Below are 22,958 nucleotides of genomic sequence, written 5' to 3'. Positions count from 1 at the left end.
AGCGGAATCTGGTTCCAAGAATCTGTATCTATTCGGTGTTCTCGTTCCGTGCATTTATATAACCCGACGCAGTTTATGTGCGAATTTTACAAATAGTGGCCGCAAAACCGGCGATTTCGTAGCACTATTTGTAAAAAAGACACACTGACCGTAGCTAGGGATTGCTGCCAATGTCTGTGCCAAGGGTGGCGTTGCAAACCCCGCACTAACGGGGGCGCAGGAACGCACCTCAGTGACGCAGCCTGGAACGAAACCCCGCTAACGCCCCTGCTGGTAGTGCTGCAAGCACTGAATACCAGCAGGGGTTAAGCTATATTTCCATTTGTGCGGCTGCTCGCGCACGGTGATTTTCTGCGCATCCACCAAACCAGCTTTGCGCAGCTCCTCGAGCTCCGCGATCAACTCATCAGTGTCACGGCGACTAGCGCTTGCAAACTCGGCGACTTGCACGAATACATTGTCCCCGGCGCCGATGGTCGACAGGTCTCGAAGCACCTTCGGGTTTTGGGCCACGATCTCAAGGCGCTCACGGGTAACAGCCTCCAGATCGCTTTTCGCAAGAACCTGCTGGATCCGTCGCTTTCCGACGCGTCGTGGCCCGATATAAATGCCGAGGATCTGGAAGGCCAAGCCGATGGTCGCTACTGCTGCGGTCGTCGCGATAGAAGCAGCTGGGTGGAGCACACCGTCTAATTGTGCAAATGGGAGCGGCAAAATTCCTCCCCACGGGAATAACGGAAGATACAGCATGAGCTTTTGCTTCGGGGTGTAGTCGGTATCCCGGTATTCTTCGGTAGACACAGTTACCGCATGATCGCGCATCGTCCATACGCCGGTGGCCATGAAACATGCGAAGCTCAGCAGCCCCCACAGCCAGTGTTCGTGCAGTATCAAGGCATAACCAAGCCCTGCGGGCACGGCGGCGGCAGCGTTAAAAAACAGTTGTGTGGTTGTCGAACGGTGGTGACCCTTTCTGCTGAGCATGCCCTTAGTCTAACTAGGGTTTACTCTGGCCGGCAGCTAGCTCTCATTTTAATTACGCAGAATTGTCCATGGCGCATTCCTGGTGGCAGTTAGACCAGCGCGTATGTTCGTCGTAAAGAATTCTGTGACATAATGCCAGGTGTGTTGTTCCTGCGCGGGCGGCAAACTGTCAGGCGCGAAGACGAAGAAAATAGCAACACAAAGTTTTGTAGGAAAAGCTCGGTGTGAGCTTGATATTTGAATATTTGCGATGCCCTGTGCGGCAGCGGCCGGATGGCTGCGCCCGGGGCACAACATGATGTCAGGAGACATGATAGCGGTGAAATTTAGCCCGGAAACAATTGAAAAAGCCTCGACGCTGACAAGCGCGGCCTGGCCCGAGAAAACCCGTGTGTACACGTTGGCGAAGAACCTGGGATTTTCCTCACGCGAGATGATCGACTTGTTGGCGGTGCTGCAGATCTCGAAGCGCGCGCAATCGAACGTCTCGCCGGATGAGATCACGTCGGTACTGGATTATATTGCCGCTACCGGCGACAAGAAGCCAAGCCCCGAGCAGTCAAGCGACAAGCAGCCAAACGACAAGAAGGCAGGCACCAAGCAAACTAAGGCTGCAACGACGACTAAAGCTGCAAAGACTTCGAAGGCTGAAGAAAACAACACTGCCGAGAAGGCTAAAGAAAAGGCCGACAAGCCCAAAGCCAAAAAGGGTAGCAAGGCCGACAAAACCACCGAGGGTGCTAAAGCCTCCGAGCTAGACAAAGCCAACAAGGCTCCGAAGAAATCGACGAAGGTTCCAGACGACAAGCTTGCCGACGAAAAACTGCGCCACCGCGTACGTAAAAACGTCGAAAATGAAATCAACCAGATCGCACAAAAGGTCGATGCAGAAATCACCGCGGTGGTTGCTGACGAGAACAACGCAACAGCAGAAAGAACTCCTGCTGCAACGTCGTCTAAGGCGTCCTCTAAGGCATCTGTCGAAGCTACCGAAACTCTCGCAGACGCCCCAGCGTCCGAAACATATGCACCGGATGCTCCGGTCGAAGCACCTGCCCGCCCAGCCGCTAAAGCACCTGCCCGCCCATTCGCTGAAGCGCCTGCACCAGATGTCCCGGCTGCAGCGAAACCTGCGATGAGCGCGAATGTGCCAGTCTTTCGCGCACCGGATGTGCCATCGGAGCTCACCACATCCGATATCGATGAGATCGTGGCTTTCACTGAACAAGCCGAAGATGCGACCGGGAAAACCACTGTAACCCACTCACGCACCGACTCACGCGGTGGTGTTCGCGGTGGTGCAGCAACCACATCCGGTGCCGAAACCGAGGCACCCGCAGATGAGGATTCCCGCAACGACAACGGGAACAACGACAACACGAACTCGCGGGGACGTCGTCGCCGTGGGCGCCGCGGTGGCTCTCGCGGTCGAGGCAACGCGGAGAACGCTGGCACGCAGCAGTCGCATGATGACGATCACGCGACCACGAAGGACGAATCCACCAAGCACAACAAAGGTGGCGAGTCGACGGGAGCTGTTTCCGAGAAGCCTGCGCGCGAAGACAAAAATTCCAAGCACGAGAGCGTCGAAAAGATTGACGAGCCACGTGGATTGCGCGGTTCATCCCGACTGGAGGCGCAACGCCGTCGTCGCAATGAGCTGCGCGAAGAAACCCGCAAAACCGAGCGCATCGTCTCAGCGAGTGAATTTCAGGAACGTCGTGATGCCATCACCCGCAAGATGGTGGTCTGCGAGCGCCCTCGCATGGATGGACCGGGAACCGTCACCCAGTTGGGTTTGCTGGAAGACGACGTGTTGGTTGAGCACTTCGTCAATGCTGATAACCAGGGCTCGATCATCGGCAACATCTATTTGGGGCGCGTCGAAAATGTGCTGCGCAACATGGAAGCTGCGTTCATCGACATCGGCCAAGGGCGCAACGCCGTGCTGTATGCGGGTGAAGTGGACTGGAAGGCGCGTGGTCTCCACGGCTCTCAGCGTCGCATTGAAGCTGCGCTGAAGCCTGGTGATCGGGTGCTTGTGCAGGTCATCAAAGACCCACTTGGCCACAAGGGCGCACGCCTGACCGCGCATATTTCGTTCTCTGGCCGTTACTTGGTTTACGTACCAGGCGGCCACAACGCAGGCATTTCCCGCAAACTTCCAGCGCCAGAGCGTTCGCGCCTGAAAGAGATGCTGGAACGGGTGGTGCCTGAAGACGGCGGAACCATCATCCGTACCGCAGCCGAAGGCGTTCCGGAGCGTGCTATTGCAGCCGACGTTGATCGCATGCACAACCAGTGGCTGCACATTCAACAGCGCGTTGAAGAAGAAAAAGAATTGAAATCGACCACGCCGGTTACGTTGTTCGAAGAGCCGGACATGCTGGTCAAGGTTGTTCGCGACCTGTTTAACGAGGATTACAGCGAGCTGATTGTCGACGGCGACCGTGCCTATAGCGTCGTCTATTCCTACGTGAAATCCATTGCCCCGGATTTGCTCAAGCGCATCACCAAGCACGACGCCAGCAAGTTCGATGGCCAGGATTCGTTCACGGCGTATCACATCGATGAACAGATTGAGTCGGCGCTTTCCCGCCACGTTCCGCTGCCGTCGGGTGGCTCGCTGGTGATTGATCGTACTGAGGCGATGATCGTCATCGACGTCAACACCGGTAAGTTCACGGGTAAACGCAAAGGCGGCAACCTGGAAGAAACCGTCACCCGCAACAACCTGGAAGCCGTCGACGAAATTGTGCGTCAGATTCGGTTACGCGATCTGGGCGGCATGATTGTCATGGACTTCATCGACATGGTTCTGGAAGAAAACCAGGATTTGGTGCTGCGGCGTTTGAAAGAGCGTCTCACGCAAGACCGCAGCCGTTACCAGGTTTCTGAGGTCACCAGTCTGGGCTTGGTGCAGATGACGCGTAAACGCATCGGCACCGGTTTGTTGGAGGCCTATGGCATGGAGTGTCCGACGTGTGCGGGGCGTGGCGTGGTGATCAACAGCGATCCGGTTGATGCTCGCGAGCAGGCAGAGGTGGCCGCGAAAACGCACCACCAGGAACCGGAAAATGGTTACGGCCGTGATCGTGCCGGGCGTTCCGATCGTGCCGAGAGAAAACGCCAGCGGGCGAGTGCCGCAGAATTCGAGTCTTTGGCTGCGAGCGTGATTGGCAAGGCACAGCCGGAACCTGAGCAAGCAGAGGCTGCGAATGCACAAGCAAGCCGTGCCGACGCCGCGGCGGAGTCTGGGCGAGGTTCGTATGAACAAGCCGTGGCAGAATTTGAGGCCAGCCCACGTCGGCGCCGACGCACGCGGGGCAATTCGCGGTCTGATCATCGGCCGCGCCGGGAAGATTTCCACAGCGACGACCACGCTAGCCATGAGGGGGCGCGTGGTGCAGCACTCGAGAGTGCCGCAGAGAAAACCGCAGTGCGAAAGAGTACCAAGCGTCGTCGCGTCGTCCGACGGTTATCGAATGCCCGCGATACTGCCGCTGAGCAGCACAACGGTGAGCAGCACAGCGGCGAGCAGTCTGGAGTACAGTCCGACGATTCGGGAGCACAATCCGTCGACAAGAAGCGGCGAGGTGCCGAGGCTGATGGCGTGGTGCGCAAGAGCACACGGCGCCGTCGCGTGGTGCGCAAGCTGGTAAAGAAATAACTGGGTTTGTCTTTTAGGGCGTGTACACGGTAGTCTTGGGCAGTCGCTGTTATGCGCCTGCGCGTAGCTATATAGGTAACTATGTAGACAGCCAGCAGTTAGACTTTGCTGGCTGGAACGCGCGGCGGGTAACGCTTAAGAAGTTAAAGTCCATCTTGGGGCTGGTGCACCGTGTGAAGCGGGTGCCATGTTCCGAGCCGAGTATAGATAAGGGGTAACCCTCCATGTACGCGATCGTCAAGACCGGCGGAAAGCAGTACAAGGTTGCTGAAGGTGACCTCGTCAAGGTTGAGAAGCTTGAGGGCGAGCCAGGCGATGCCGTGGCTCTTACCCCGGTTCTGCTCGCCGATGGCGCAACTGTCAAAACCAAGGCTGATGAGCTCAGCGGCGTTTCTGTCAACGCTGAAATCGTAGAACAGGCCAAGGGTCCAAAGATTCGGATCCTGAAGTACAAGAACAAAACCGGCTACAAGCGTCGTCAGGGCCACCGTCAGCCTCTGACCGTCATCAAGATCACCGGAATTAAGTAAAGCACTAAGGGGATAGCACAATGGCACACAAGAAGGGCGCATCGTCCACCTCGAACGGTCGCGATTCAGAGTCCAAGCGCCTCGGCGTTAAGCGATTCGGCGGCCAGAAGGTCAACGCTGGTGAGATCATCGTTCGTCAGCGTGGCACCAAGTTCCACCCAGGTGAGAACGTCGGCCGTGGCGGCGACGACACCCTGTTCGCTCTCGAAGCTGGTTCCGTCAGCTTCGGCGTAAAGCGTGGACGTCGGGTCGTTAACATCGTTCCGGCACAAGAAGTAGCCGCAGAAGCCAGCGCATAAGCACACTGAGCTTCTCAACGGGGCCGTAATGGTTCCAACGCGCAGTTCCCACCTGATCGTGGGGCTGCGCGTTTTTGCTTTAATGGTGCCAGGCTCCGGCACCACTCAAATCTCTAGAAAGGTCTTGCGCCATGTCTCGCTTTGTTGATCGAGTAACCCTGCACCTGTCTGCAGGCGACGGCGGGCACGGCTGTGCCTCAGTGCACCGCGAAAAATTCAAACCACTCGGAGGCCCAGATGGTGGCAACGGCGGCCACGGTGGCGATATCATCCTGGAAGTATCTAACCAGGTGCACACGCTGCTTGATTTTCACTTCCGGCCACACATCAAGGCCGAGCGCGGAGGCAACGGCGAAGGCGATCACCGCCAAGGTAAGCGCGGCGAAGACCTGATTTTGGAGGTGCCCGTCGGCACTGTGGTCCGCAACGCGAAAGGCGAGATGCTCGCCGACCTCACCACGATCGGCACCCGCTTCATGGCTGCTGAGGGTGGCTATGGCGGGCTGGGAAATGCTGCGCTGGCTAATGCTGCACGTAAGGCTCCGGGATTTGCTCTCCGTGGTGAGCCCGGCGAAGAGCACGACCTGATCTTAGAGATGAAATCCGTCGCCGATGTCGGCTTGGTGGGGTTCCCGTCGGCAGGGAAATCTTCGCTGATCTCGGTGCTGTCGGCAGCGAAGCCGAAGATTGGTGATTACCCGTTCACCACGTTGACTCCCAACCTTGGCGTCGTCAGCGCCGGCGAAAGCGTGTTTACGATTGCCGATGTGCCCGGTTTGATCCCCGGAGCATCCGAGGGCAAAGGCTTAGGCCTGGAGTTTTTGCGGCACATTGAACGTACCGCCGTCTTGGCTCACATCGTCGATACGGCATCGATTGAACCTGGCCGCGATCCTGTTTCTGACATCGAGGCGCTGGAGCACGAGCTGGCACAATACCAAGACGCATTGGAAGAAGACACCGGTCTTGGCGATATCATGCAACGGCCACGCGTGATCGTGTTGAACAAGGCCGACGTTCCAGAAGCCCGCGAGCTGGCGGAATTCGTCAAACAAGACCTGGAAGAACAATTCGGTTGGCCAGTTTTTATTATTTCTGCGGTCGCTCGCCAAGGCCTTGATGCGTTGCGCTACAAGCTGGCAGAAATCGTCGAAGCAGACCGTGCCGAACGCCCGGCCGCCGATGACAAACCTGCCCCAGAGATCATTCGCCCACAGGCAGTGGCGGGGCGCGGGGTAAAGCGCGGCGGCCACCATGCTGATTTCACGGTGGTTCCAGATAAGGAAGTCGACGGTGGCTTCATCGTTGAGGGTAAGAAGATCGAACGGTGGATTTCCCAGACGGACTTCGAAAACGACGAAGCCATTGGCTACTTGTCGGATCGTCTTGCGCGTGCCGGGGTAGAGCAAGAGTTGTTCCGACAAGGTGCGGTTGAAGGCTGCCCGGTGACTATTGGCGAGATCACCTTTGAATGGGAGCCAATGATCGGCGGTGACCCAACCTTGGCTGGACGCGGACGCGATGCTCGTTTGGAAACCACGCAGCGTGCCACGGCTGCTGAGCGTAAGCGTGCATCCCAGGCCCGTCGTGGTTTGATCGATGAGCTGGTCTATGACGACGTGGAGAACGAGCGTGCTGATCGCGAGCGCTGGCAGGGCTAAGCATTAAGATCGTGTGATGGGTGAGAACGAGCGCGGATTTTTGTAAACTACACAGTATGCCTCACAACGCCCATGACCGTGACATTCATGCCCACCTCCCGTTGGATCCGTACCAGGATAATTCGCCGGAAGCGAAGTTCCCGGATCCGCCGGAAGAAGCAAAAGATAGCTTGGCCATGGGCCACGAATCTGCTTTGCGTGAGCAGATTACGAAAGCCAAGCGTGTCGTCGTCAAGATCGGTTCGTCCTCGCTGACGGATGATTTTTCCGTCTCCCCGGAAAAGATTGATCACATTGTTGATGCGCTGCAGGCGCGTATGGAAGTCTCCGACGTCATCGTGGTCTCTTCGGGAGCTGTCGCCGCTGGCATGAAGCCGCTGGGGTTGACGGAACGCCCGCAGGATCTCGCGACGAAGCAGGCAGCCGCGGCTGTTGGTCAGGTGCATTTGGCCTATGAGTGGTCGCGTTCGTTTGCTCGCTATAACCGCACGTGTGGCCAGGTGCTCTTGACTGCCTCGGATGCTGGTCGACGCGACCGTACCCGTAACGCACAGCGCACCATTGATCGTTTGCGTATTCTGCGTGCGGTGCCAATTGTCAACGAAAATGACACCGTGGCGACCTCCGAAATGCGCTTTGGTGATAACGACCGCCTATCGGCAATCGTAGCCCATCTGACTGGCGCGGATGCGCTGTTTTTGCTTTCCGACGTCGATGGCTTGTATGACAAGAATCCGGCGGAACCAGATGCTAACTTCGTCGACGAAGTTGTCACCGGTAAGGACCTGAAAGGTGTTGCCGCAGGCGACGGCGGCAAGGTTGGTACTGGCGGAATGGCCTCAAAGGTTTCTGCGGCCCGCCTGGCAGCCCGCGGTGGCGTGCCAGTGCTGCTCACGTCGGCGGATAATATTGGCCCGGCGTTGGAAGATGCCCGAGTTGGTACCGTATTCCACACTCGTGAGGAACGTCGCTTGTCTGCTTGGAAATTCTGGGCACTGTACTCCGCCGATTCGGGCGGAACTCTACGCTTGGATGAAGGTGCGCTCAAGGCAGTTACCCGTGGTGGTAACTCGCTGCTGGCAGTCGGCATCACCGATGTTGATGGTGAATTCCGTGCCGGTGAGATTGTGGATATCGTCGGGCCGAATTCTGAGGTCGTCGGCCGTGGCGAGGTCAACTACTCGTCGTCGGCGCTGAAATCGATCATTGGTAAGAAGACCGAAGACATGCCAGAAGAAATGCAACGTCCGGTTGTGCACGCGGACTACCTCTCGAACTACGCTTCGCGTCTGTAAAACTGGTGTCTTGAAGTTGCGGCGAAGAAGCTAGGACTGGTTGCTTCGCCGAAAATCCCGGTAACCTGGGGGCCATGAAGTTTATGATGTACCCGCACAGCTGGGATAAAGTACAAAAGACCCTAGAAGACGCCGGTCACACGCTTGTCGACGACATCGACGACGCGGACTGCATGTTGTTTAACGGTAAGCCGAATGAGCTGCCGGAGATTCCAGAATCCCTTGGTTTCGTGCAGCTGCACCTGGCCGGCGTTGATGCTTACGTCGACAAGATGAAGGCCTCGTCGGCTCGGTGGGCAAATGCTGCAGGCCTGTACGACAAGACTGTGGCAGAGTCCGCGATTGCGCTTCTTTTGGCGCAACTGCATGCACACAAGCCTTCCACGCAGGCGGAAACTTGGTTGCCGAAGGAGCTGGAACCTAAGACGCGCTTTTTGTGCGAAGATTCCACCGTCGCCATTGTCGGTGCGGGCGGAATTGGCGCGGAATTAATCAACATGCTCTCGGGCTTCGGCCCGGAGATTATTGCGGTTAATCGCTCTGGAAACCCTGTTGAAGGTGCGGATGAGACTGTGCCGAGCACCGAGTTGGATTCGGTGTGGCCGCGTGCGGACTATTTTGTGCTGCTGATGCCGTTGACCGACGAAACCCACCACATTGTGGATGCTGATGCTTTTGCGAAGATGAAAGATAGCGCCGTCGTTGTGAATGTGGGCCGTGGTCCTTTGGTCAACACTGATGATCTTGTCGACGCGCTCCGTGACGGTGTCATCGCTGGTGCTGGTTTGGATGTCACTGAGCCTGAACCATTGCCGGATGGCCACCCGTTGTGGAAGATGCCGGAATGCGTCATCACCCCACATTTGGCGAACCCCCTGTATTCGGTGCGTAAGCGCATCGGTGCGCACATGTTGAAAAATATGGAAGCTTTCGCGGCAGGCGAGAAGATGCCGACGGAAGTTGATGTTGCAGCAGGCTACTAAACCGGACAACCGTTTTATTTAAACCTGGAAGCAGGCTGTTAAACACGTATACTGGGCGACATGACTGACAAAGCTACAGAAAACTTGTCGCCCGAACGCGCCCAGGAGCGCGAAGAGGTTCTCACCAAGGCCCGTGCCGCTAAGGACGTGGCCCCGGTGATTGCCCAACTTTCAACTCCGCAGAAAAATGAAATCCTGGAAACTGCGGCCCAGCACTTGCTGGATAATACCTCGCTCATCCTTGGCGCCAACGAGCGCGATATCGTCAACGGTAAAGAAGCTGGTCTGAGCGACCAGCTGCTCGACCGGCTGCGTTTGGATGAAGAGCGCATCGCTGGCATCGCCAACGGCTTGCGCCTGGTCGCTGGCTTGCAGGATCCGGTAGGAGAGATCTTGCAGGGATCGACCATGGATAACGGCATCGAAATGAAGCAGGTGCGCGTGCCACTCGGTGTCATGGGAATGGTTTATGAAGCGCGTCCGAACGTCACGGTCGACGCCTTCGGTTTGGCTATTAAGTCCGGCAACGTGCCGTTGCTGCGTGGTTCGAAGTCCGCTCGTGAGTCCAACAAGCAGTTGGTGGAGCTTTTGCAGGATACCCTAGAAAAATTGGGTCACCCACGTGAGGCCGTGCAACTTTTGCCTTGTGAGTCTCGTGATTCCGTGCAGGACCTGATTACCGCCCGTGGTTTGGTTGATCTGGTTATTCCGCGTGGTGGTGCTGGCCTGATTAACGCCGTTGTGCTGGGCGCTACCGTGCCGACGATCGAAACTGGTACTGGTAACTGCCATTTCTATATTGATGAATCGGCGGACCTCGACAAGGGCATCGCGATGGTGGTCAATGGCAAGACCCGTCGTACCTCTGTCTGCAACTCCACCGAAACGGTGCTGCTGGATTCCGCGCTCAGTGATGAAGACAAGCTAAAGGTTGTGCGCGCACTGCAGGACGCTGATGTCACTATCCACGGTGAAGTCCAAGAGCTTTCCGCTTTCGGTGTGGAAAATGCGGTGCAAGCTACCGAGGAAGATTGGGCAGAAGAATCCCTATCCATGGATATTAACGCCAAGGTTGTCGACGGTGTCGATGGTGCTATCGCACACATTCAACAGTGGAGCACTGGGCACACCGAGGGTATCGCGGCGCAAGATGCAGATATTTTGCAGAAGTTCGCCAACGAGGTGGATGCCGCTGCAGTGATGTTGAATGCCTCTACCGCCTTCACCGATGGTGAGGTCTACGGCATGGGTGCAGAGATCGGTATTTCCACCCAGAAGCTGCACGCTCGTGGCCCTATGGCCTTGCCGGAGCTGACTTCTAGCAAGTGGATTTTGCAGGGCACTGGTCACACCCGCCCATAAGGTGCGGAGATTACAGCCCCATAAGTAAACTCGCATTCGGGTTCGTGACCTGCAATAATTCCTGATATGAATTTTTCTTTCGGGTCGCGATCTCTTGCAGTCGCGCTCATGGGGCTGAGTGCCATGAGCGCCGCTGGAGTCAACGCGTCTCCTGCGCAGGCCAGCCCAGCAAAGCCCATGCGGAAGCGCATCGGGGTGATGGGCGGAACTTTTGACCCGATCCATAATGGACACTTGGTCGCGGCTAGTGAAGTCGCAGACAAATTTTCCCTGGACTCGGTGATTTTCGTGCCCACTGGCCAACCGTGGCAAAAAGCCGAAAAGCAGGTTACCGCCGCAGAGTCGCGCTATTTGATGACGGTGATCGCGACCGCATCAAACCCACGCTTTGGTGTCAGCCGCGTCGATATTGACCGTGGTGGTGCTACCTATACCGTCGATACGCTGCGCGATCTGCGCGAAACTTACCCCGATGCAGAGCTGTTTTTCATTACCGGCGCCGACGCCATGGCGAATATCGTCTCCTGGCACAACTGGGAAGAAATGTTCGAAATGGCTCGATTCGTTGCGGTGACTCGTCCAGGTTATGAATTGTCCGAGTCAATGATGCCGGATATTCATCAGCGTCGCGTCGATCTTGTCGACGTTCCAGCGTTGGCGATTTCCTCGACTGATATCCGACAGCGCGCGAAGGAAGGGCGTCCAGTCTGGTACTTGGTGCCGGACGGGGTGGTGCAGTATATTTCGAAAAACAATTTATATGCCGAAAAAAATCTCAAAACTAGCCCAAAGTGATCTTTTCGTGCGAAAATATATCTACGCTTGGGTTGAGGCTGAAACTAAACCAGATTCGAAGACGCTAAACAACGGCCACCCCCGTTGTATTAAGAACCCCCGTTGTACTAAGGAAGGTGCGCATTGACCGTTACTGATACCGCTCGCGAACTCACAGGTGTGGCCGTTCGCGCCGCCGATGAAAAATCGGCGGCCAATATCGTCGCCATGGACGTTTCTGATGTCCTGGGCATCACTGAGGTTTTCATCATCGCCTCGGCGGATACGGAGCGCGCGGTCAAGGCCATCGTCGACGAGATTGAAGAGGAATTGAAAGACGCCGGCCGCAAGCCGTTGCGCCGGGAAGGCCAGCACGATTACCGCTGGGTGCTGATGGATTACGGCGATATCGTCGTGCACGTTCAGCACAATGATGAGCGTGATTTCTACGGCCTGGATCGCTTGTATGGCGATTGCCCGCTGGTTGAGGTCGAGGGTGTGGAGTACCACCGTCCAGGCAATTATGCGGATTCCGATGGCGAGCAGGTTCGTTCTGCTCGGCGTATTGATGATATTCCAGTGGTGGGCGAGGAGCACCCATGAACCGCCCGCTGTACCTCGTCCGCCACGGGGAGACGACGTATAACGCCTCTGGGCGGATGCAGGGTCAGCTCGACACCGAACTTTCCGAACGCGGCCATGCCCAGGCCCGTCAAGCAGCAGAGTTGCTTGCCGACGTCCACATCACCCGCATCGTCGCTTCGGATTTGAACCGCGCGGCAACGACTGCTGGCTATATTGCCGAGCGGTTGGGTTTGGAAGTGACCATTGATAGCCGTTTGCGTGAGACGCATCTTGGTGATTGGCAAGGGATGGCTCGTTCCGAGGTTGATGCGCAGTACCCGGGCAGTCGTGCGCAGTGGCGCAACGATGCGACGTGGACGCCGCCGGGTGGTGAATCCCGGGTGGATGTTTGCCGACGCATCCGGCCGGTGGTCGATGAGTTGATGGAAGAATATTCTGAATGGGACGACGGCGGGGTGCTGTTGGTTGCCCATAATGGTGCGATTTCGGCACTGGCCTGCGCATTGTTGGATCTTGAAGTTGGACAATTTCCGATGCTTTCTAGTCTCAAGAACACGCACTGGGCTAAGTTGGTGGCTCGCCCGGCGTTTGATCCGGCGGCTGATCGTCGCGCGCCGCGGTTTGCGGACGCTGCTGATGCCCGCTCTGCCCAGTGGTTCTTGGAGGGCTGGAACATGGGCCGAGGGGATTAAATGGCGGTTCAGGTGGTTACGGATTCCTCAGCTAGTTTGAGCGAGGACGTTATCGCAGAACTTGGCATCACCGTGTTGGATCTGCACGTGGTGGAAAAACCCGCCAAGGATGGCTCTGTGGAGCGTTCCACGGCGGGTTTGTCGTCGTTGGAATTGGCTGCGGTTTATGGCCGGTTGGTTGAACGCAGTCAAGGCGATGGTGTGCTCGTAATGCATTTGCCGAAGGAATTGTCTTCGACGTGGACTTCGGCGCAAACCGCGGTGGGGCTTTTCGACGACGATGAGATCCGCATTATTGATTCCCCGGCGATCGCGATGGCGATGGGTGCAGCGGTAATGACGGCAGCGAAACTTGCGCAGCAAGGCGCTGATTTAGATGAGTGCCAGCATGCTGCCTTGGGGGTGCTCTCGCGTTCTGCCACCTGGGTGTACCTTCATCGGATTGATGATTTGCGCCGTTCGGGGCGCCTGTCGGCGACCACTGCGATTCTGTCGACGGCGTTGTTGGCGACCAAACCAATCATGCAGTTTGTCGACGGCAAGCTGGAGCTGGTGGGTAAAACCCGCACGCAGGCAAAGGCGTTTAACAAATTGGTGGAGTTGATCTCCCAAGAAGCCGGGGGCGAGCCTGCGTTCGTGGCTATCCAGCATAGCGATGCTGAAGATGCCGCAGATACCTTGTATGACCTGTTGGTAGAGGCTTTAGCGCCGGGGTCGTCGGTGATGGTCCAAGAAATGGGCGAGGTATTACAAATTCACGTCGGCTCAGGCGCAGTTGGGGTCTCTGCGGTGTTTACCGTGGGTGAGTAGCGACTTATTGCTTGTAGCTTCGAAGCAGCTGCGTAGTGGTTGTCCAGTAGTTATCCACAGCTGGTTGGTTTTTGTTGTCGTGTCACTAAGGTTTTCACAGGCTTTCGCTCACCAGGGCTTTGCTTCTTCGGTGCTGGTTTTAGGATCACGCACATGGAGACCACAGAATCACCCACCCCAGACCATCCCCGCACTGAACCATTTTCCCGGTTGAGCAGGCCTATACAGCCTTCGCGGGTGCGTGATCGCATCGCAGAGTTGATGCGACCGACTGGGGAAGAAGACCTCATGGCGGTTGCTTATCCGCAACCTAGGTTTTCGCTGTCCAAAGCTGCAGCGCTGGCCGGGGCGAGCATCGCGGTGGTGGTGTGCCTGGTGTGGTTTCTTACCAGCTCGGGCGCTAAGCAGGGGGATAACGGTCATGAGCTTGCGGCGCTGGCGCAACGGTCTGAGGCGGAATCTAGTGCAGCGACCAATCCTGAATCGCTAGGTGCCAGTTCCGGCGATGGCGCGGCTGGTGGTTCGGGTGATGGTGCGGCTGGCAACGCGAAGACCAAGCCAGGCGATGCGACCGCACCGACCGAGGCAGCTGGTGAGATCGTGGTTTCTGTGGTTGGGCTCGTAGAAAATCCTGGGGTGATGACGCTTCCTGAGGGAGCCCGTGCCGCCGATGCACTGGCGATAGCACGCGTGTTACCTGAAGCAGATTTGCTGCGCATCAACCAGGCCGAGCGTTTGAGCGATGGACAGCAGCTGGTGGTGCTAGGACCCGATGACCCGGCTCCACCTGATACTTCGTCGGCTAATGCCGTCGGCAACTCTGGCGGTGGTGTGCATGGAAGTGGACACAGTGGGGGCGGCAAGGGACCGATTTCGTTGAACAGTGCTACGGCAGCTGAGCTGATGTCCTTGCACGGGGTGGGGGAAGCCACTGCGGCAGCCATTATCGAATTTCGGGAATCCAACGGGGGCTTTAGTTCCGTCGACCAGCTTCTTGATGTCAGCGGTATTGGACCGGCGAAGTTTTCTCGTTTGCAGGATGAAGTCACGGTCTGAGCGCAACGTTGGTGGGGTAGTGGCAATATCCGGAAAGGAGGCACATGCATGATTTACGCTTAGTGCCTACCGCACTGTGTGGGTGGGGTGCGGTCATCTTATTACTGGTGACAGGTTCTCCAACTTGGGCAGTAGCATTGGTGGTTGCTGTTGTGCTGGGCTGTGTTGTTTGCGGATATTGGCAACATGCGGTACTTGTGGCAGGCGTTACTGGTGCCAGCGTGTTTGTCGCTACGGTGAGAATGAGGCGGGCTGAGCAGTTTCAGTATCCTGAGCATTTATCTGCCACTGTCGCTGGTGCCCCTAAACCACTCGATTACGGCGGAATTTATTTGCCGGTCCGCGTCGATGGGTTTGCCCCTAAGCTGGCGGTGTTTGCGCAGCAACCGGAAAGCTCAGAACGGTTGGCAGTGGGTTCGCGCATCCTCGTGGATGCTACCTACCGTGAATCTGACCGACCAGGGCTGGCGCCGGTGGTGGTTCGCGGCGAGATCACTGAGATCGCCCCGCCGACGGGGCTAGCCAAGTTTGCAGACAACGTTGCGCAATCGCTACATACCGCTAGCCAGCAGTATCTGGGGGAGAATACTGCGACGCTGCTGCCTGGCATGGTGCTCGGTGATACGAGTGCGCAATCAACAGCGGAAAGGCAAATGTACATCGATGCCGGGCTGACACATCTAACGGCTGTCAGTGGGCTACATGTTGCAACCGTGGTTGCTACCGCGGTAATCGTCGCGCGGGCGGTTCGGCTGGGCCCGGTTGGCCAAGCGATCGCTTCGACATGCGTGATGGGATTGTATTTTTGCGTCGTGGGGCCAGCCCCGTCGGTGCTGCGAGCTAGTATCACTGGGCTCGTTGGGGTGGCAGCAATTGTCAACTCATCCCGGATGCCGCCACTGCACGCGTTGTGTATCGCGGTGATCACGCTGCTTTTCTATGATTCCGATTTAGCGGTGTCTTTCGGTTTCGCGTTATCGGTGGCAGCAACTGCTGGCATCATCGCATTGCAGCCGTTGTTGTATCGCCCATTGGCCCGCACCCGGCTTCCCGATATTTTGGTGCGTGCGTTCGCGGTCTCGATCGCTGCCGATATTGTGACGATGCCACTGGTGGCGTTGATGGCAGGTCAGGTTTCAGTAGTGAGCGTAGTGGCCAATGTAGTTGTGACTCCGGCGGTTGCCCCCGCACTGGTTTTGGGGCTTGTCGCCACGGTGCTAGCAGCGTTGCCCGTGCCTGAAGCGCTCGAGACAATCGTGTTCGCGGTTGTTGAGCCAGCCGCCTGGTGGATCTATCGAGTTGCCAGTTAGGCAGAGCAGCTGCCAGTGGCGACCATTGAGATTACGCCATGGTCAGCGTTGCTCGTTTATGGCTGGATTATCGCCGCGTTACTGGCTGGTTTTGTGCGCACTACCGCCGGGGTGCTGATTGCCTTCATGATCTTTGCGGGCTGGCAGCAACGCCTACCAGCCGCAGCCTATATTGACCCGGATAACGTGCTGGTCATCGACGAACTAGAACAGATCACGGATTATTCGGGACAGATTGATCCACACACCATTCCACCGCACACCGAAGCGATTGTTGTCACCGACCCGACCGGACGGCCAGCAACAAGGCCGGTAGTAAGCCCCAACGGAATTCCGATCGTGTTTCCACAACGCGATGGTCCGGTGACCATCCACGTTGATGGCACCCAGCATGCTGAAAGCGGCGCGTTCTAACGGCCGAGGTGGCTAATTCTTTGGGGCAGCTATGGCACGATAGAGGCATGTCGACGACCGCAAGCGTGCACCTGATTACCGGGGATGAGGAATACCTTGCAGAACGGGTGCGCCTGGAACTGACAGCGGCGGTACGCGAGTCAGCCGCTGATGGTGAACAAGTACATCAGACCACGCTGCGCGCCGGGGATATCACTGGACCAGAATTGATTGAGGCGACCAGCCCCTCGTTGTTCGGCGACGAACGGATTGTGGTGATCACGCAGGCAGAATCCGCAGGCAAAGAACCGCTGAATCTGTTGCTTAATGCCTGTGTTGACCCAGCACCATCGGTGACGATCATCATCGTTTATGCCGGTGGTGGGCGTAACCAGGCGATTATGAAAAAAATTGCCAAGCTTGCCGAAAACCATCACGTCGCCAAGCTGAAACCCTCCGAGCGTGCCGGCTGGGTAAACCAGGAGTTCCGCAGGCATGGTGTGCGCGTGGGTCCGGAAATCACGCATGGTTTGTTAGAAGGGGTTGGCTCAGACCTGCGAGAATTGGCCTCTGCGGTCAGTCAGTTGGTTGCTGATACCAACGGCAACGTCACTGAGGCTGCGGTGAGGGAGTATTACCAAGGTGTTGCTGAGGTTTCTGGCTTTGATATTGCTGATGCCGCGGTTGCTGGGCATACCGCACAGGCGGTGGCGTCGGTGCGTCGAGCGTTGCAATTAGGGGAGCCGCCGGTGAAGCTGGCGTACGCGTTGGCGAGCAAGGTCGGAACGATTGCCCGGTTGTATTCAGAGCATGGTGGCAACGCGCAGAAACTTGCTGGGCAGTTGGGAATGCCGCCGTGGCTGGTAGATAAATCATTGAAGGTTGCCCGCCGCTGGCGTGGGGAAAACGTGTCGCGAGCGGTGATCATCATTGCTGAATTGGATGCCACCGTCAAAGGTCAGGGTGGCGATGCTGAATACGCGCTGGAATCTGCGGTGCGGAAAATCTCTGAACTTGCGCGCTAATATTGTGTCGCTATGACTGAGAACAATACGCAAGACAACTCGCACACGACAGATTCTGCTGAAGATCAGCAGTTGCAAGAATTTGCCACCAAGCTTTTTGATCTCGCCCGCGCTGGCGATGCTACGTTGCTGGAATATATAGACCATGGCCTGAATGCAGATCTGGTCAACCACGAAGGTCACAGCCTTTTGATGATGGCTGCGTATCACGGCCACGCGGATCTGGTGCGCGGACTGGCTGCGCGCGGCGGTGACGTCGACAAGCTCAACGATCGTGGCCAGTCGCCGCTGGCAGGCGCGGTATTTAAGAAAGAAGACGCTGTCGTCGACGTGCTGCTAGAAGCCGGTGCGGATCCGAACCACGGGCACCCGACGGCGGTGGATACTGCGCGCATGTTCGAGCGTGCAGATTTGCTTGAGCGTTTCGAGAACACCAAGTGACGCTCGCGCAGTGGGCCAGCCTGTTAGCGCTCAACCTCGCGGGTGCCGCCAGCCCCGGGCCGGACATGATTTTGATCATGCGCTTGGCGACGCGCTCGCGTACGCATGCGCTGGCTGCTGCGGCGGGGATTCAGCTGGGCGTGGTGATGTGGTGCAGCCTCACGGTCTTTGGTGCGTCGGCGGTGCTGACCGCGTATCCCTCTGTGCTGGCTTTCGTGCAGTTGATTGGTGGCATCGCACTGATATGGATGGGCCGCAATATGGCGAAAAGCGGCTGGCAAGACCGTAATGTGAAGCCGGTCGATCTCGCGGAGGCCGCGTTGCGTTTAGGTTCGTTGAAAGCTGCGTTTAAGACGGGCTTGTTGACGAATATCGCGAATCCGAAGATCGTGCTGTTTCTAGCTGCGATCGTTGCTCCATTGCTGCCACAAAGCCCGTCTCTTGGTTTATCCATCGCTGTCATTGCTGCGTTGACGCTGTCGGCGTTTTTCTTGTTCGTCCTCGTGGCGTTTTTCTTGTCGACGAAGGCTGTGCGACGCCGAGTGCTCGCTGCGGGGCCGTGGATTGATATTGCTGCCGGAGCGTTGTTTATCGTGATTGGTGGGTCGCTGGCTATTAACGGACTGCTGGCCATGTTTGGAAACTAGCCCACGGGTGCGCCTATTGTGCGCTGATGGGAATTATCATTTGCCTTTCGATTTCGACTCATGCCCAACCGGAAACGGTTGGGCATTTTTTATGCGATCTTCATGGGCGATTAATGCCGAGTTTGCGTTAGATAAAGATTAAACCCATGTGATTCAGGTTACATATGAGGCCTGGGTGTTGCCCCTAAAATATGGGGCTCTAGAATCTGTAATGCCCTATTCCGGGGCTAGAATGTAACGAATTCAGGCGTGGCACCTCGGAAAATATCACTAAAGGTTTATAGAGTTCAAGCGGTATTTTTGGTCAAGAATTAGATCAATCACACGTGGAGCATTCGAAAAATGCTTTCTGAGAGCGGGGATTGAATCAGTTCTTAATGGTTTTCTGGGTTGTGGATCACGGATCATCAGTTGTTAGACTGGGGTCCGTACCATTCGTTTCAAATGAAAGGATTGTTGACTATGGCCAACAACATTCTTGCTACTCTTTCCACCACCGCTAACGGCGTCTTCGGCTACCTGATCAACGCTGCTGAGTTCCTGTTGGCTGGCACCGCTGGCGTTGCTACCAACCTGTTGGGTTCCTCCAGCCTGTTCTAAGCTTTAATTAGCTGTCGAATAGCTAAGGCAGGGGATTAATCCTCTGCCTGCATTTTTCACACTCCCTGGTGGTTGTCCACCGGGGAGTTTTGTGTATTCGTAACCGACCTTGAGTTCAGGGGGTCGTTGTAGCACTTTCCCTTAAGAACGCTTGGATTCTAGGGGTCGTTGCAACGATCGCGGTTACTTAGGTGTGGTACTACCGCTAGGAATTCAGGACTCGGTATTTCCGGTGCTGAGTCGAAAGCAAAACCGCTAACGTAGGTGCGTTAGCGGTTTAGCGTATTTGCTGGGATGTGCATCCATCCCGAGTGAGCGTAGTTGATTTAGCTCAAATTACAGGCTGGAGCCGAAAAGTTGAATGAAAGGCTCAGCGATAGCGGAGATGACGGATGCAATGCCAACGCCGATCTGTTCGATGATAGCCAGGAAGCCGGTAGTGGTTGGTACGTCTGCAGGAAGCTTGTTCAAGAGAACTCCTTAAATGTTGGAATGGGCCAGGCCGAAAATTATTCGCTAAGGCTTCGTTCTATATTGCGACCCTAATTTTAGGGGCAGGGGAAAACTAAAGCAACCGAAAGGTGTTGCAGGGAATTAAAACCCCAGCTAAGCGACGTGTGGTGTGATCAACTTCGCAACTAAGTTAATTTAACCTTTGCTCATTTTGTAATTATTGGCTAAGTGAATTGTTCAAGCAAGCAGCGAATAAACGAGGTTATCTGGGCATAAAAAACCCGCCAGCGCTTCGGCGCTAGCGGGGCTAGTCTAATTTGGTTTAGACCTAAGCTCAGGCGGGGTTTGCCTGCTTTACTTGCTGGAGGAAACCAGCTGGAAGATTGGGTCAACCACAGCGGAGATGACAGCGGCGATGCCAACGCCGATGGATTCGATAACGCTGGAGAAGGTGGTTGCCTGCTGCTGGAAGATGATCTGCTCGAAAAGTTCGTTCATGGGGGCTCCTTAGTAGTAGTTGCGGAATCAGTAATGTGAAATTCTCGCAATAATTCCGGATTGCACCTTACGGCGCAGCACCGTGCGGCGCGTCCCCCAATTTTAGGGGCGCATTTAAGAAAAAGCAAGAGATAAAAACAGCGCATTTATAATCCCCACAACGCAAACAAAGCAGACCAGCAAACAGGACGAGCAGCTCTCTACGACAACGCTATCCCAAACGCCTACAACCACAACTTAGGCGTAGAGAAAGGGCGAATAGGAACCTAACCCCGACCACGGGGTAACAATCCCAGGCGCACTTTTGTCGTATATCCCCCGCTTTTTGCTTCGTCACCCGCTTAGCCCATCGCCGGTAATCATGTCTATGTTGTCTTTTTTGCAAATAGTGAGCGAAAAAGGCCGGTTTCAGGTGGCCTATTTGCAAAAAAGACACAATACTCTGGTCGACGCCCCGATCAGACGCACTTTTGTCGCATAACCCGGAAATCCTGCAGTGAAAGAGTTTGCTGTAGAGACGACAACGCCGACCTGGGCAGTAAAACCCAGGTCGGCGTTCGTTGGCAACCTTGCGAAGTCACCAGCTATTCAGTGAGAAACTGACTTAGCCTTCCATCTTGTTGAAGAGGTTGGCCATGCCGGACTTCTTGTTGGCAGCAGTGTTGCGGTGGAAAACACCCTTAGAAACGGCCTTGTCCAATTCGCGGGAAGCTACGCGCAGCTTCTCCTCGGCAACGGACTTGTCGCCAGCCTCTACAGCATTGCGGAAGTTACGCATCATGGTGCGAACGCGGGAGCGAACGTGCTGGTTGCGACGACGCGACTTCTCGTTGGTGAGGATGCGCTTCTGCTTGGACTTAATGTTTGCCATGGTGAAAATACCTCTTATAGTCGATAGACAATGACGTGAAAACTCCTTCTGCTGGGCATTTCCAACACGCTGACCAGTGTTTTAATGGCCATTGTGCGCGTCACCAAACCGTTATCGGGCGGACCCAAGGTCCTGACCGCCCCGCTTGGTGCAGCTCAACAGACGAGCAACCTCATAGAGTTTAGCAGAACTGCGGGCTTAGGCCCATTACCGCATGCTCAGTCCCAGTCGTGCTCGGTCCCGCTCGTGCTCAGTCCCACTGATGCTCAGTCCCACTCGAGATCAGTCCCACTAATGCTCAGTCCCATGGGGGCCTAGTCCCAGTTGTGCTCAGTCCCACTGATGCTCAGTTCGCAAACGGGTGGCGATGCGTTCAAACCGACGTTTCGGAAATAACACGCCTTGCCGACGCAAATATTTCTCCTGGATTTCCAACACGCGATCGACACGGATCCAGCACGGCCGACCAGCCTCATCCCATTCGCCCGTGCCGATGCTCGTCCACCGCGGATCGTGATCGTGCGTGGGATTCGGCGAGATCAGCAATGCAAGCACGCTGTTGCTGGTACGCCCGATTACCAATACTGCGCGTTCTCGGGGTGGGGAATCGGTGCCGTCGGTCGGTGTCCATACCCACACAACCTCCCCAGAATCCGCATGTCCGTCCATGTCCGGGGCATAGAAGATGCTGCGGTTGAGCGCGCGGGATTTCCATACCCGAATTTTTGCTGCGGCACGCGCGACCGAGCGGCCGGAGGTGTTGTACATCCCCAGTCGCTGGTTGATCAATGTCAGCCCTTTTTCCAATTGGTCTTCATTTGGGGCAGACGGTGACCAGCGTTTATTTTTCCGTCGCGACGCAAACATACCTGTAATCCTAGCTATTTGGGCTCCTAGGAATGGTTAGTCCTCGCTAGCTATCTTTGGTGCGTCGTCGTTGGGTAGGCTGGTGGGAGTTTATAACGAGAGGTAGTCCGAGGAAGTAATGGGAAGTAATGTCGAATAATTTTGCAGCGCAGACGTTCACCGAAGCTAAACGCCTGCGCAACTTCTGCATCATTGCGCATATTGACCACGGTAAATCCACCCTGGCAGACCGTATTCTGCAGTTGTCGAAAGTCGTCGACGAGCGCGATATGCGTGATCAGTACCTCGACAACATGGATATTGAGCGCGAACGCGGTATCACCATCAAGGCTCAATCGGTGCGTTTGCCGTGGGTTCCTACTTCTGGTCCGCACAAGGGCGAAAACATTGTCTTGCAGATGAACGACACCCCAGGTCACGTCGACTTCACCTACGAGGTTTCCCGTGCCCTAGATGCGTGTGAGGCTGCAATTTTGCTTGTCGACGCTGCCCAAGGCATCGAAGCGCAAACTCTGGCGAATCTGTACCTCGCCATGGAACACGAGCTGGAGATCATTCCAGTTCTGAACAAAATCGATCTGCCGGCTGCGGATCCAGAAAAATACGCTCTGGAGCTAGCTAACATCATCGGCTGCGAGCCAGAAGACGTTCTGCATGTCTCCGGTAAAACTGGTGAAGGCGTAGTCGAGCTGCTCGATCGAGTCGTGGAACTGACCCCGCCGCCACACACCGATTATCCGGACGATGCACCAGCGCGTGCGATGATTTTCGACTCGGTCTACGATGTTTACCGTGGCGTCGTCACCTATATCAGGGTCGTCGACGGGCAGCTCAAGCCACGCCAAAAAGTTCGCATGATGAACACCGGCACTGAGCTGGAGATTCTGGACATGGGTATCGTCTCGCCAAAGCCGACCTCGTGTAAAGGTCTCGGTCCCGGTGAGGTGGGCTATGTGATCACTGGCGTGAAAGACGTGCGCGAAACGAAGGTCGGCGATACCATCACCTGGGCTAGCAAGGGTGCGGAAGAACCGTTGCAGGGTTACGAGGAACCGAAGCCGATGGTTTATTCCGGCATGTTCCCGATCTCCCAGGAAGATTTCCCGGACTTGCGTGACGCGTTGGAAAAGCTGCAGCTTAACGACGCTTCGT

The 22,958-nt window shown here is 56.2% G+C and carries 24 protein-coding genes; 19 read left to right on the top strand and 5 right to left on the bottom strand.

The window, feature by feature from the left end:
- Window positions 1-258 precede the first annotated feature (258 nt).
- Window positions 259-984: a hypothetical protein gene (locus RCH87_RS00650; RefSeq protein WP_306514815.1), complete on the bottom strand. Its 726-nt coding sequence runs from the start codon at window positions 982-984 to the stop codon at window positions 259-261.
- 250 nt (window positions 985-1,234) lie between these two features.
- Here RCH87_RS00650 and RCH87_RS00645 point away from each other — a divergent pair, with 250 nt between their 5' ends.
- From RCH87_RS00645 to RCH87_RS00560, 18 genes are all read left to right on the top strand, one after another.
- Window positions 1,235-4,654, top strand: a complete 3,420-nt coding sequence (locus RCH87_RS00645; protein ID WP_306514814.1) for a translation initiation factor IF-2 N-terminal domain-containing protein — start codon at window positions 1,235-1,237, stop codon at window positions 4,652-4,654.
- Between the two features lie 224 nt (window positions 4,655-4,878).
- Window positions 4,879-5,184, top strand: a complete 306-nt coding sequence (rplU, locus tag RCH87_RS00640) for a 50S ribosomal protein L21 (protein ID WP_306514813.1) — start codon at window positions 4,879-4,881, stop codon at window positions 5,182-5,184.
- A gap of 20 nt (window positions 5,185-5,204) precedes the next feature.
- A complete protein-coding gene (gene rpmA / locus RCH87_RS00635) occupies window positions 5,205-5,483 on the top strand; it encodes a 50S ribosomal protein L27 (RefSeq protein ID WP_306514812.1) in 279 nt (92 codons plus the stop codon).
- 131 nt (window positions 5,484-5,614) lie between these two features.
- Window positions 5,615-7,144, top strand: a complete 1,530-nt coding sequence (obgE, locus tag RCH87_RS00630) for a GTPase ObgE (RefSeq protein ID WP_306514811.1) — start codon at window positions 5,615-5,617, stop codon at window positions 7,142-7,144.
- 56 nt (window positions 7,145-7,200) lie between these two features.
- The gene (gene proB, locus RCH87_RS00625; RefSeq protein WP_306514810.1) at window positions 7,201-8,439 is read left to right on the top strand and encodes a glutamate 5-kinase; all 1,239 of its coding nucleotides are present in this window, start codon (window positions 7,201-7,203) and stop codon (window positions 8,437-8,439) included.
- A 74-nt stretch (window positions 8,440-8,513) separates the two neighbouring features.
- Window positions 8,514-9,422, top strand: a complete 909-nt coding sequence (locus RCH87_RS00620) for a D-isomer specific 2-hydroxyacid dehydrogenase family protein (RefSeq protein WP_306514809.1) — start codon at window positions 8,514-8,516, stop codon at window positions 9,420-9,422.
- A 60-nt stretch (window positions 9,423-9,482) separates the two neighbouring features.
- A complete protein-coding gene (locus tag RCH87_RS00615) occupies window positions 9,483-10,784 on the top strand; it encodes a glutamate-5-semialdehyde dehydrogenase (RefSeq protein WP_306514808.1) in 1,302 nt (433 codons plus the stop codon).
- 177 nt (window positions 10,785-10,961) lie between these two features.
- On the top strand, window positions 10,962-11,579 hold the full coding sequence (nadD, locus tag RCH87_RS00610; protein WP_306514833.1) for a nicotinate-nucleotide adenylyltransferase: 618 nt from the start codon (window positions 10,962-10,964) through the stop codon (window positions 11,577-11,579).
- Window positions 11,580-11,702: 123 nt separating this feature from the next.
- A complete protein-coding gene (gene rsfS / locus RCH87_RS00605; protein ID WP_306514807.1) occupies window positions 11,703-12,161 on the top strand; it encodes a ribosome silencing factor in 459 nt (152 codons plus the stop codon).
- Complete coding sequence (locus RCH87_RS00600) at window positions 12,158-12,835, top strand: histidine phosphatase family protein (RefSeq protein ID WP_306514806.1); 678 nt, start codon at window positions 12,158-12,160, stop codon at window positions 12,833-12,835. The genes rsfS and RCH87_RS00600 overlap by 4 nt, the downstream gene beginning before the upstream one ends.
- Window positions 12,836-13,645, top strand: a complete 810-nt coding sequence (locus RCH87_RS00595) for a DegV family protein (protein ID WP_306514805.1) — start codon at window positions 12,836-12,838, stop codon at window positions 13,643-13,645.
- Between the two features lie 153 nt (window positions 13,646-13,798).
- A complete protein-coding gene (locus RCH87_RS00590; RefSeq protein ID WP_306514804.1) occupies window positions 13,799-14,701 on the top strand; it encodes a ComEA family DNA-binding protein in 903 nt (300 codons plus the stop codon).
- Window positions 14,702-14,745: 44 nt separating this feature from the next.
- Window positions 14,746-16,011: a ComEC/Rec2 family competence protein gene (locus RCH87_RS00585; protein WP_306514803.1), complete on the top strand. Its 1,266-nt coding sequence runs from the start codon at window positions 14,746-14,748 to the stop codon at window positions 16,009-16,011.
- Window positions 16,012-16,026: 15 nt separating this feature from the next.
- Window positions 16,027-16,425 (top strand): hypothetical protein, encoded by a 399-nt coding sequence (locus RCH87_RS00580; protein ID WP_306514802.1) that lies wholly within the window; start codon window positions 16,027-16,029, stop codon window positions 16,423-16,425.
- Window positions 16,426-16,472: 47 nt separating this feature from the next.
- Window positions 16,473-17,429 carry a DNA polymerase III subunit delta gene (holA, locus tag RCH87_RS00575; RefSeq protein ID WP_306514801.1) on the top strand — a complete coding sequence of 319 codons (957 nt, stop codon included), beginning with the start codon at window positions 16,473-16,475 and terminating at the stop codon, window positions 17,427-17,429.
- A gap of 12 nt (window positions 17,430-17,441) precedes the next feature.
- Window positions 17,442-17,870 (top strand): ankyrin repeat domain-containing protein, encoded by a 429-nt coding sequence (locus RCH87_RS00570; protein ID WP_306514800.1) that lies wholly within the window; start codon window positions 17,442-17,444, stop codon window positions 17,868-17,870.
- Window positions 17,867-18,517 (top strand): LysE family translocator, encoded by a 651-nt coding sequence (locus RCH87_RS00565; protein ID WP_306514799.1) that lies wholly within the window; start codon window positions 17,867-17,869, stop codon window positions 18,515-18,517. The genes RCH87_RS00570 and RCH87_RS00565 overlap by 4 nt, the downstream gene beginning before the upstream one ends.
- Before the next feature lie 462 nt (window positions 18,518-18,979).
- Window positions 18,980-19,117, top strand: a complete 138-nt coding sequence (locus RCH87_RS00560; RefSeq protein ID WP_306514798.1) for a hypothetical protein — start codon at window positions 18,980-18,982, stop codon at window positions 19,115-19,117.
- 336 nt (window positions 19,118-19,453) lie between these two features.
- Here the strand turns inward: RCH87_RS00560 and RCH87_RS00555 are convergent, their stop codons facing one another.
- From RCH87_RS00555 to RCH87_RS00540, 4 genes are all read right to left on the bottom strand, one after another.
- Window positions 19,454-19,588 (bottom strand): hypothetical protein, encoded by a 135-nt coding sequence (locus RCH87_RS00555; protein WP_306514797.1) that lies wholly within the window; start codon window positions 19,586-19,588, stop codon window positions 19,454-19,456.
- 336 nt (window positions 19,589-19,924) lie between these two features.
- Window positions 19,925-20,068: a hypothetical protein gene (locus RCH87_RS00550; RefSeq protein WP_306514796.1), complete on the bottom strand. Its 144-nt coding sequence runs from the start codon at window positions 20,066-20,068 to the stop codon at window positions 19,925-19,927.
- 604 nt (window positions 20,069-20,672) lie between these two features.
- Complete coding sequence (gene rpsT, locus RCH87_RS00545) at window positions 20,673-20,939, bottom strand: 30S ribosomal protein S20 (RefSeq protein ID WP_306514795.1); 267 nt, start codon at window positions 20,937-20,939, stop codon at window positions 20,673-20,675.
- A 330-nt stretch (window positions 20,940-21,269) separates the two neighbouring features.
- Window positions 21,270-21,806, bottom strand: a complete 537-nt coding sequence (locus tag RCH87_RS00540; protein ID WP_306514794.1) for a type II toxin-antitoxin system PemK/MazF family toxin — start codon at window positions 21,804-21,806, stop codon at window positions 21,270-21,272.
- Window positions 21,807-21,934: 128 nt separating this feature from the next.
- On the opposite strand from RCH87_RS00540, the gene RCH87_RS00535 reads away from it, so the two are divergent.
- On the top strand, window positions 21,935-22,958 hold a 1,024-nt coding region (locus tag RCH87_RS00535), incomplete at its 3' end, for a GTP-binding protein (protein WP_306514793.1).

Source organism: Corynebacterium sp., assembly GCF_030826625.1.
Classification (GTDB): domain Bacteria; phylum Actinomycetota; class Actinomycetes; order Mycobacteriales; family Mycobacteriaceae; genus Corynebacterium.
The sequence above is the reverse complement of the archived record's forward strand: the minus strand, read 5'-3'. Positions and strand labels throughout refer to the sequence as shown.

Excerpts from the sequence above, each read along its gene's own strand:
- proB (WP_306514810.1), top strand. The coding sequence starts at position 7,201 with ATGCCTCACAACGCCCATGACCGTGACATTCATGCCCACCTCCCGTTG.
- RCH87_RS00645 (WP_306514814.1), top strand. The coding sequence starts at position 1,235 with ATGCCCTGTGCGGCAGCGGCCGGATGGCTGCGCCCGGGGCACAACATG.
- rplU (WP_306514813.1), top strand. The coding sequence starts at position 4,879 with ATGTACGCGATCGTCAAGACCGGCGGAAAGCAGTACAAGGTTGCTGAA.
- RCH87_RS00540 (WP_306514794.1), bottom strand. The coding sequence starts at position 21,806 with ATGTTTGCGTCGCGACGGAAAAATAAACGCTGGTCACCGTCTGCCCCA.
- RCH87_RS00620 (WP_306514809.1), top strand. The coding sequence starts at position 8,514 with ATGAAGTTTATGATGTACCCGCACAGCTGGGATAAAGTACAAAAGACC.
- RCH87_RS00600 (WP_306514806.1), top strand. The coding sequence starts at position 12,158 with ATGAACCGCCCGCTGTACCTCGTCCGCCACGGGGAGACGACGTATAAC.
- rpmA (WP_306514812.1), top strand. The coding sequence starts at position 5,205 with ATGGCACACAAGAAGGGCGCATCGTCCACCTCGAACGGTCGCGATTCA.
- RCH87_RS00585 (WP_306514803.1), top strand. The coding sequence starts at position 14,746 with ATGCATGATTTACGCTTAGTGCCTACCGCACTGTGTGGGTGGGGTGCG.
- RCH87_RS00570 (WP_306514800.1), top strand. The coding sequence starts at position 17,442 with ATGACTGAGAACAATACGCAAGACAACTCGCACACGACAGATTCTGCT.
- holA (WP_306514801.1), top strand. The coding sequence starts at position 16,473 with ATGTCGACGACCGCAAGCGTGCACCTGATTACCGGGGATGAGGAATAC.
- RCH87_RS00560 (WP_306514798.1), top strand. The coding sequence starts at position 18,980 with ATGGCCAACAACATTCTTGCTACTCTTTCCACCACCGCTAACGGCGTC.
- RCH87_RS00650 (WP_306514815.1), bottom strand. The coding sequence starts at position 984 with ATGCTCAGCAGAAAGGGTCACCACCGTTCGACAACCACACAACTGTTT.
- obgE (WP_306514811.1), top strand. The coding sequence starts at position 5,615 with ATGTCTCGCTTTGTTGATCGAGTAACCCTGCACCTGTCTGCAGGCGAC.
- RCH87_RS00595 (WP_306514805.1), top strand. The coding sequence starts at position 12,836 with ATGGCGGTTCAGGTGGTTACGGATTCCTCAGCTAGTTTGAGCGAGGAC.
- RCH87_RS00550 (WP_306514796.1), bottom strand. The coding sequence starts at position 20,068 with ATGAACGAACTTTTCGAGCAGATCATCTTCCAGCAGCAGGCAACCACC.
- RCH87_RS00615 (WP_306514808.1), top strand. The coding sequence starts at position 9,483 with ATGACTGACAAAGCTACAGAAAACTTGTCGCCCGAACGCGCCCAGGAG.
- nadD (WP_306514833.1), top strand. The coding sequence starts at position 10,962 with ATGCGGAAGCGCATCGGGGTGATGGGCGGAACTTTTGACCCGATCCAT.
- rpsT (WP_306514795.1), bottom strand. The coding sequence starts at position 20,939 with ATGGCAAACATTAAGTCCAAGCAGAAGCGCATCCTCACCAACGAGAAG.
- RCH87_RS00590 (WP_306514804.1), top strand. The coding sequence starts at position 13,799 with ATGGAGACCACAGAATCACCCACCCCAGACCATCCCCGCACTGAACCA.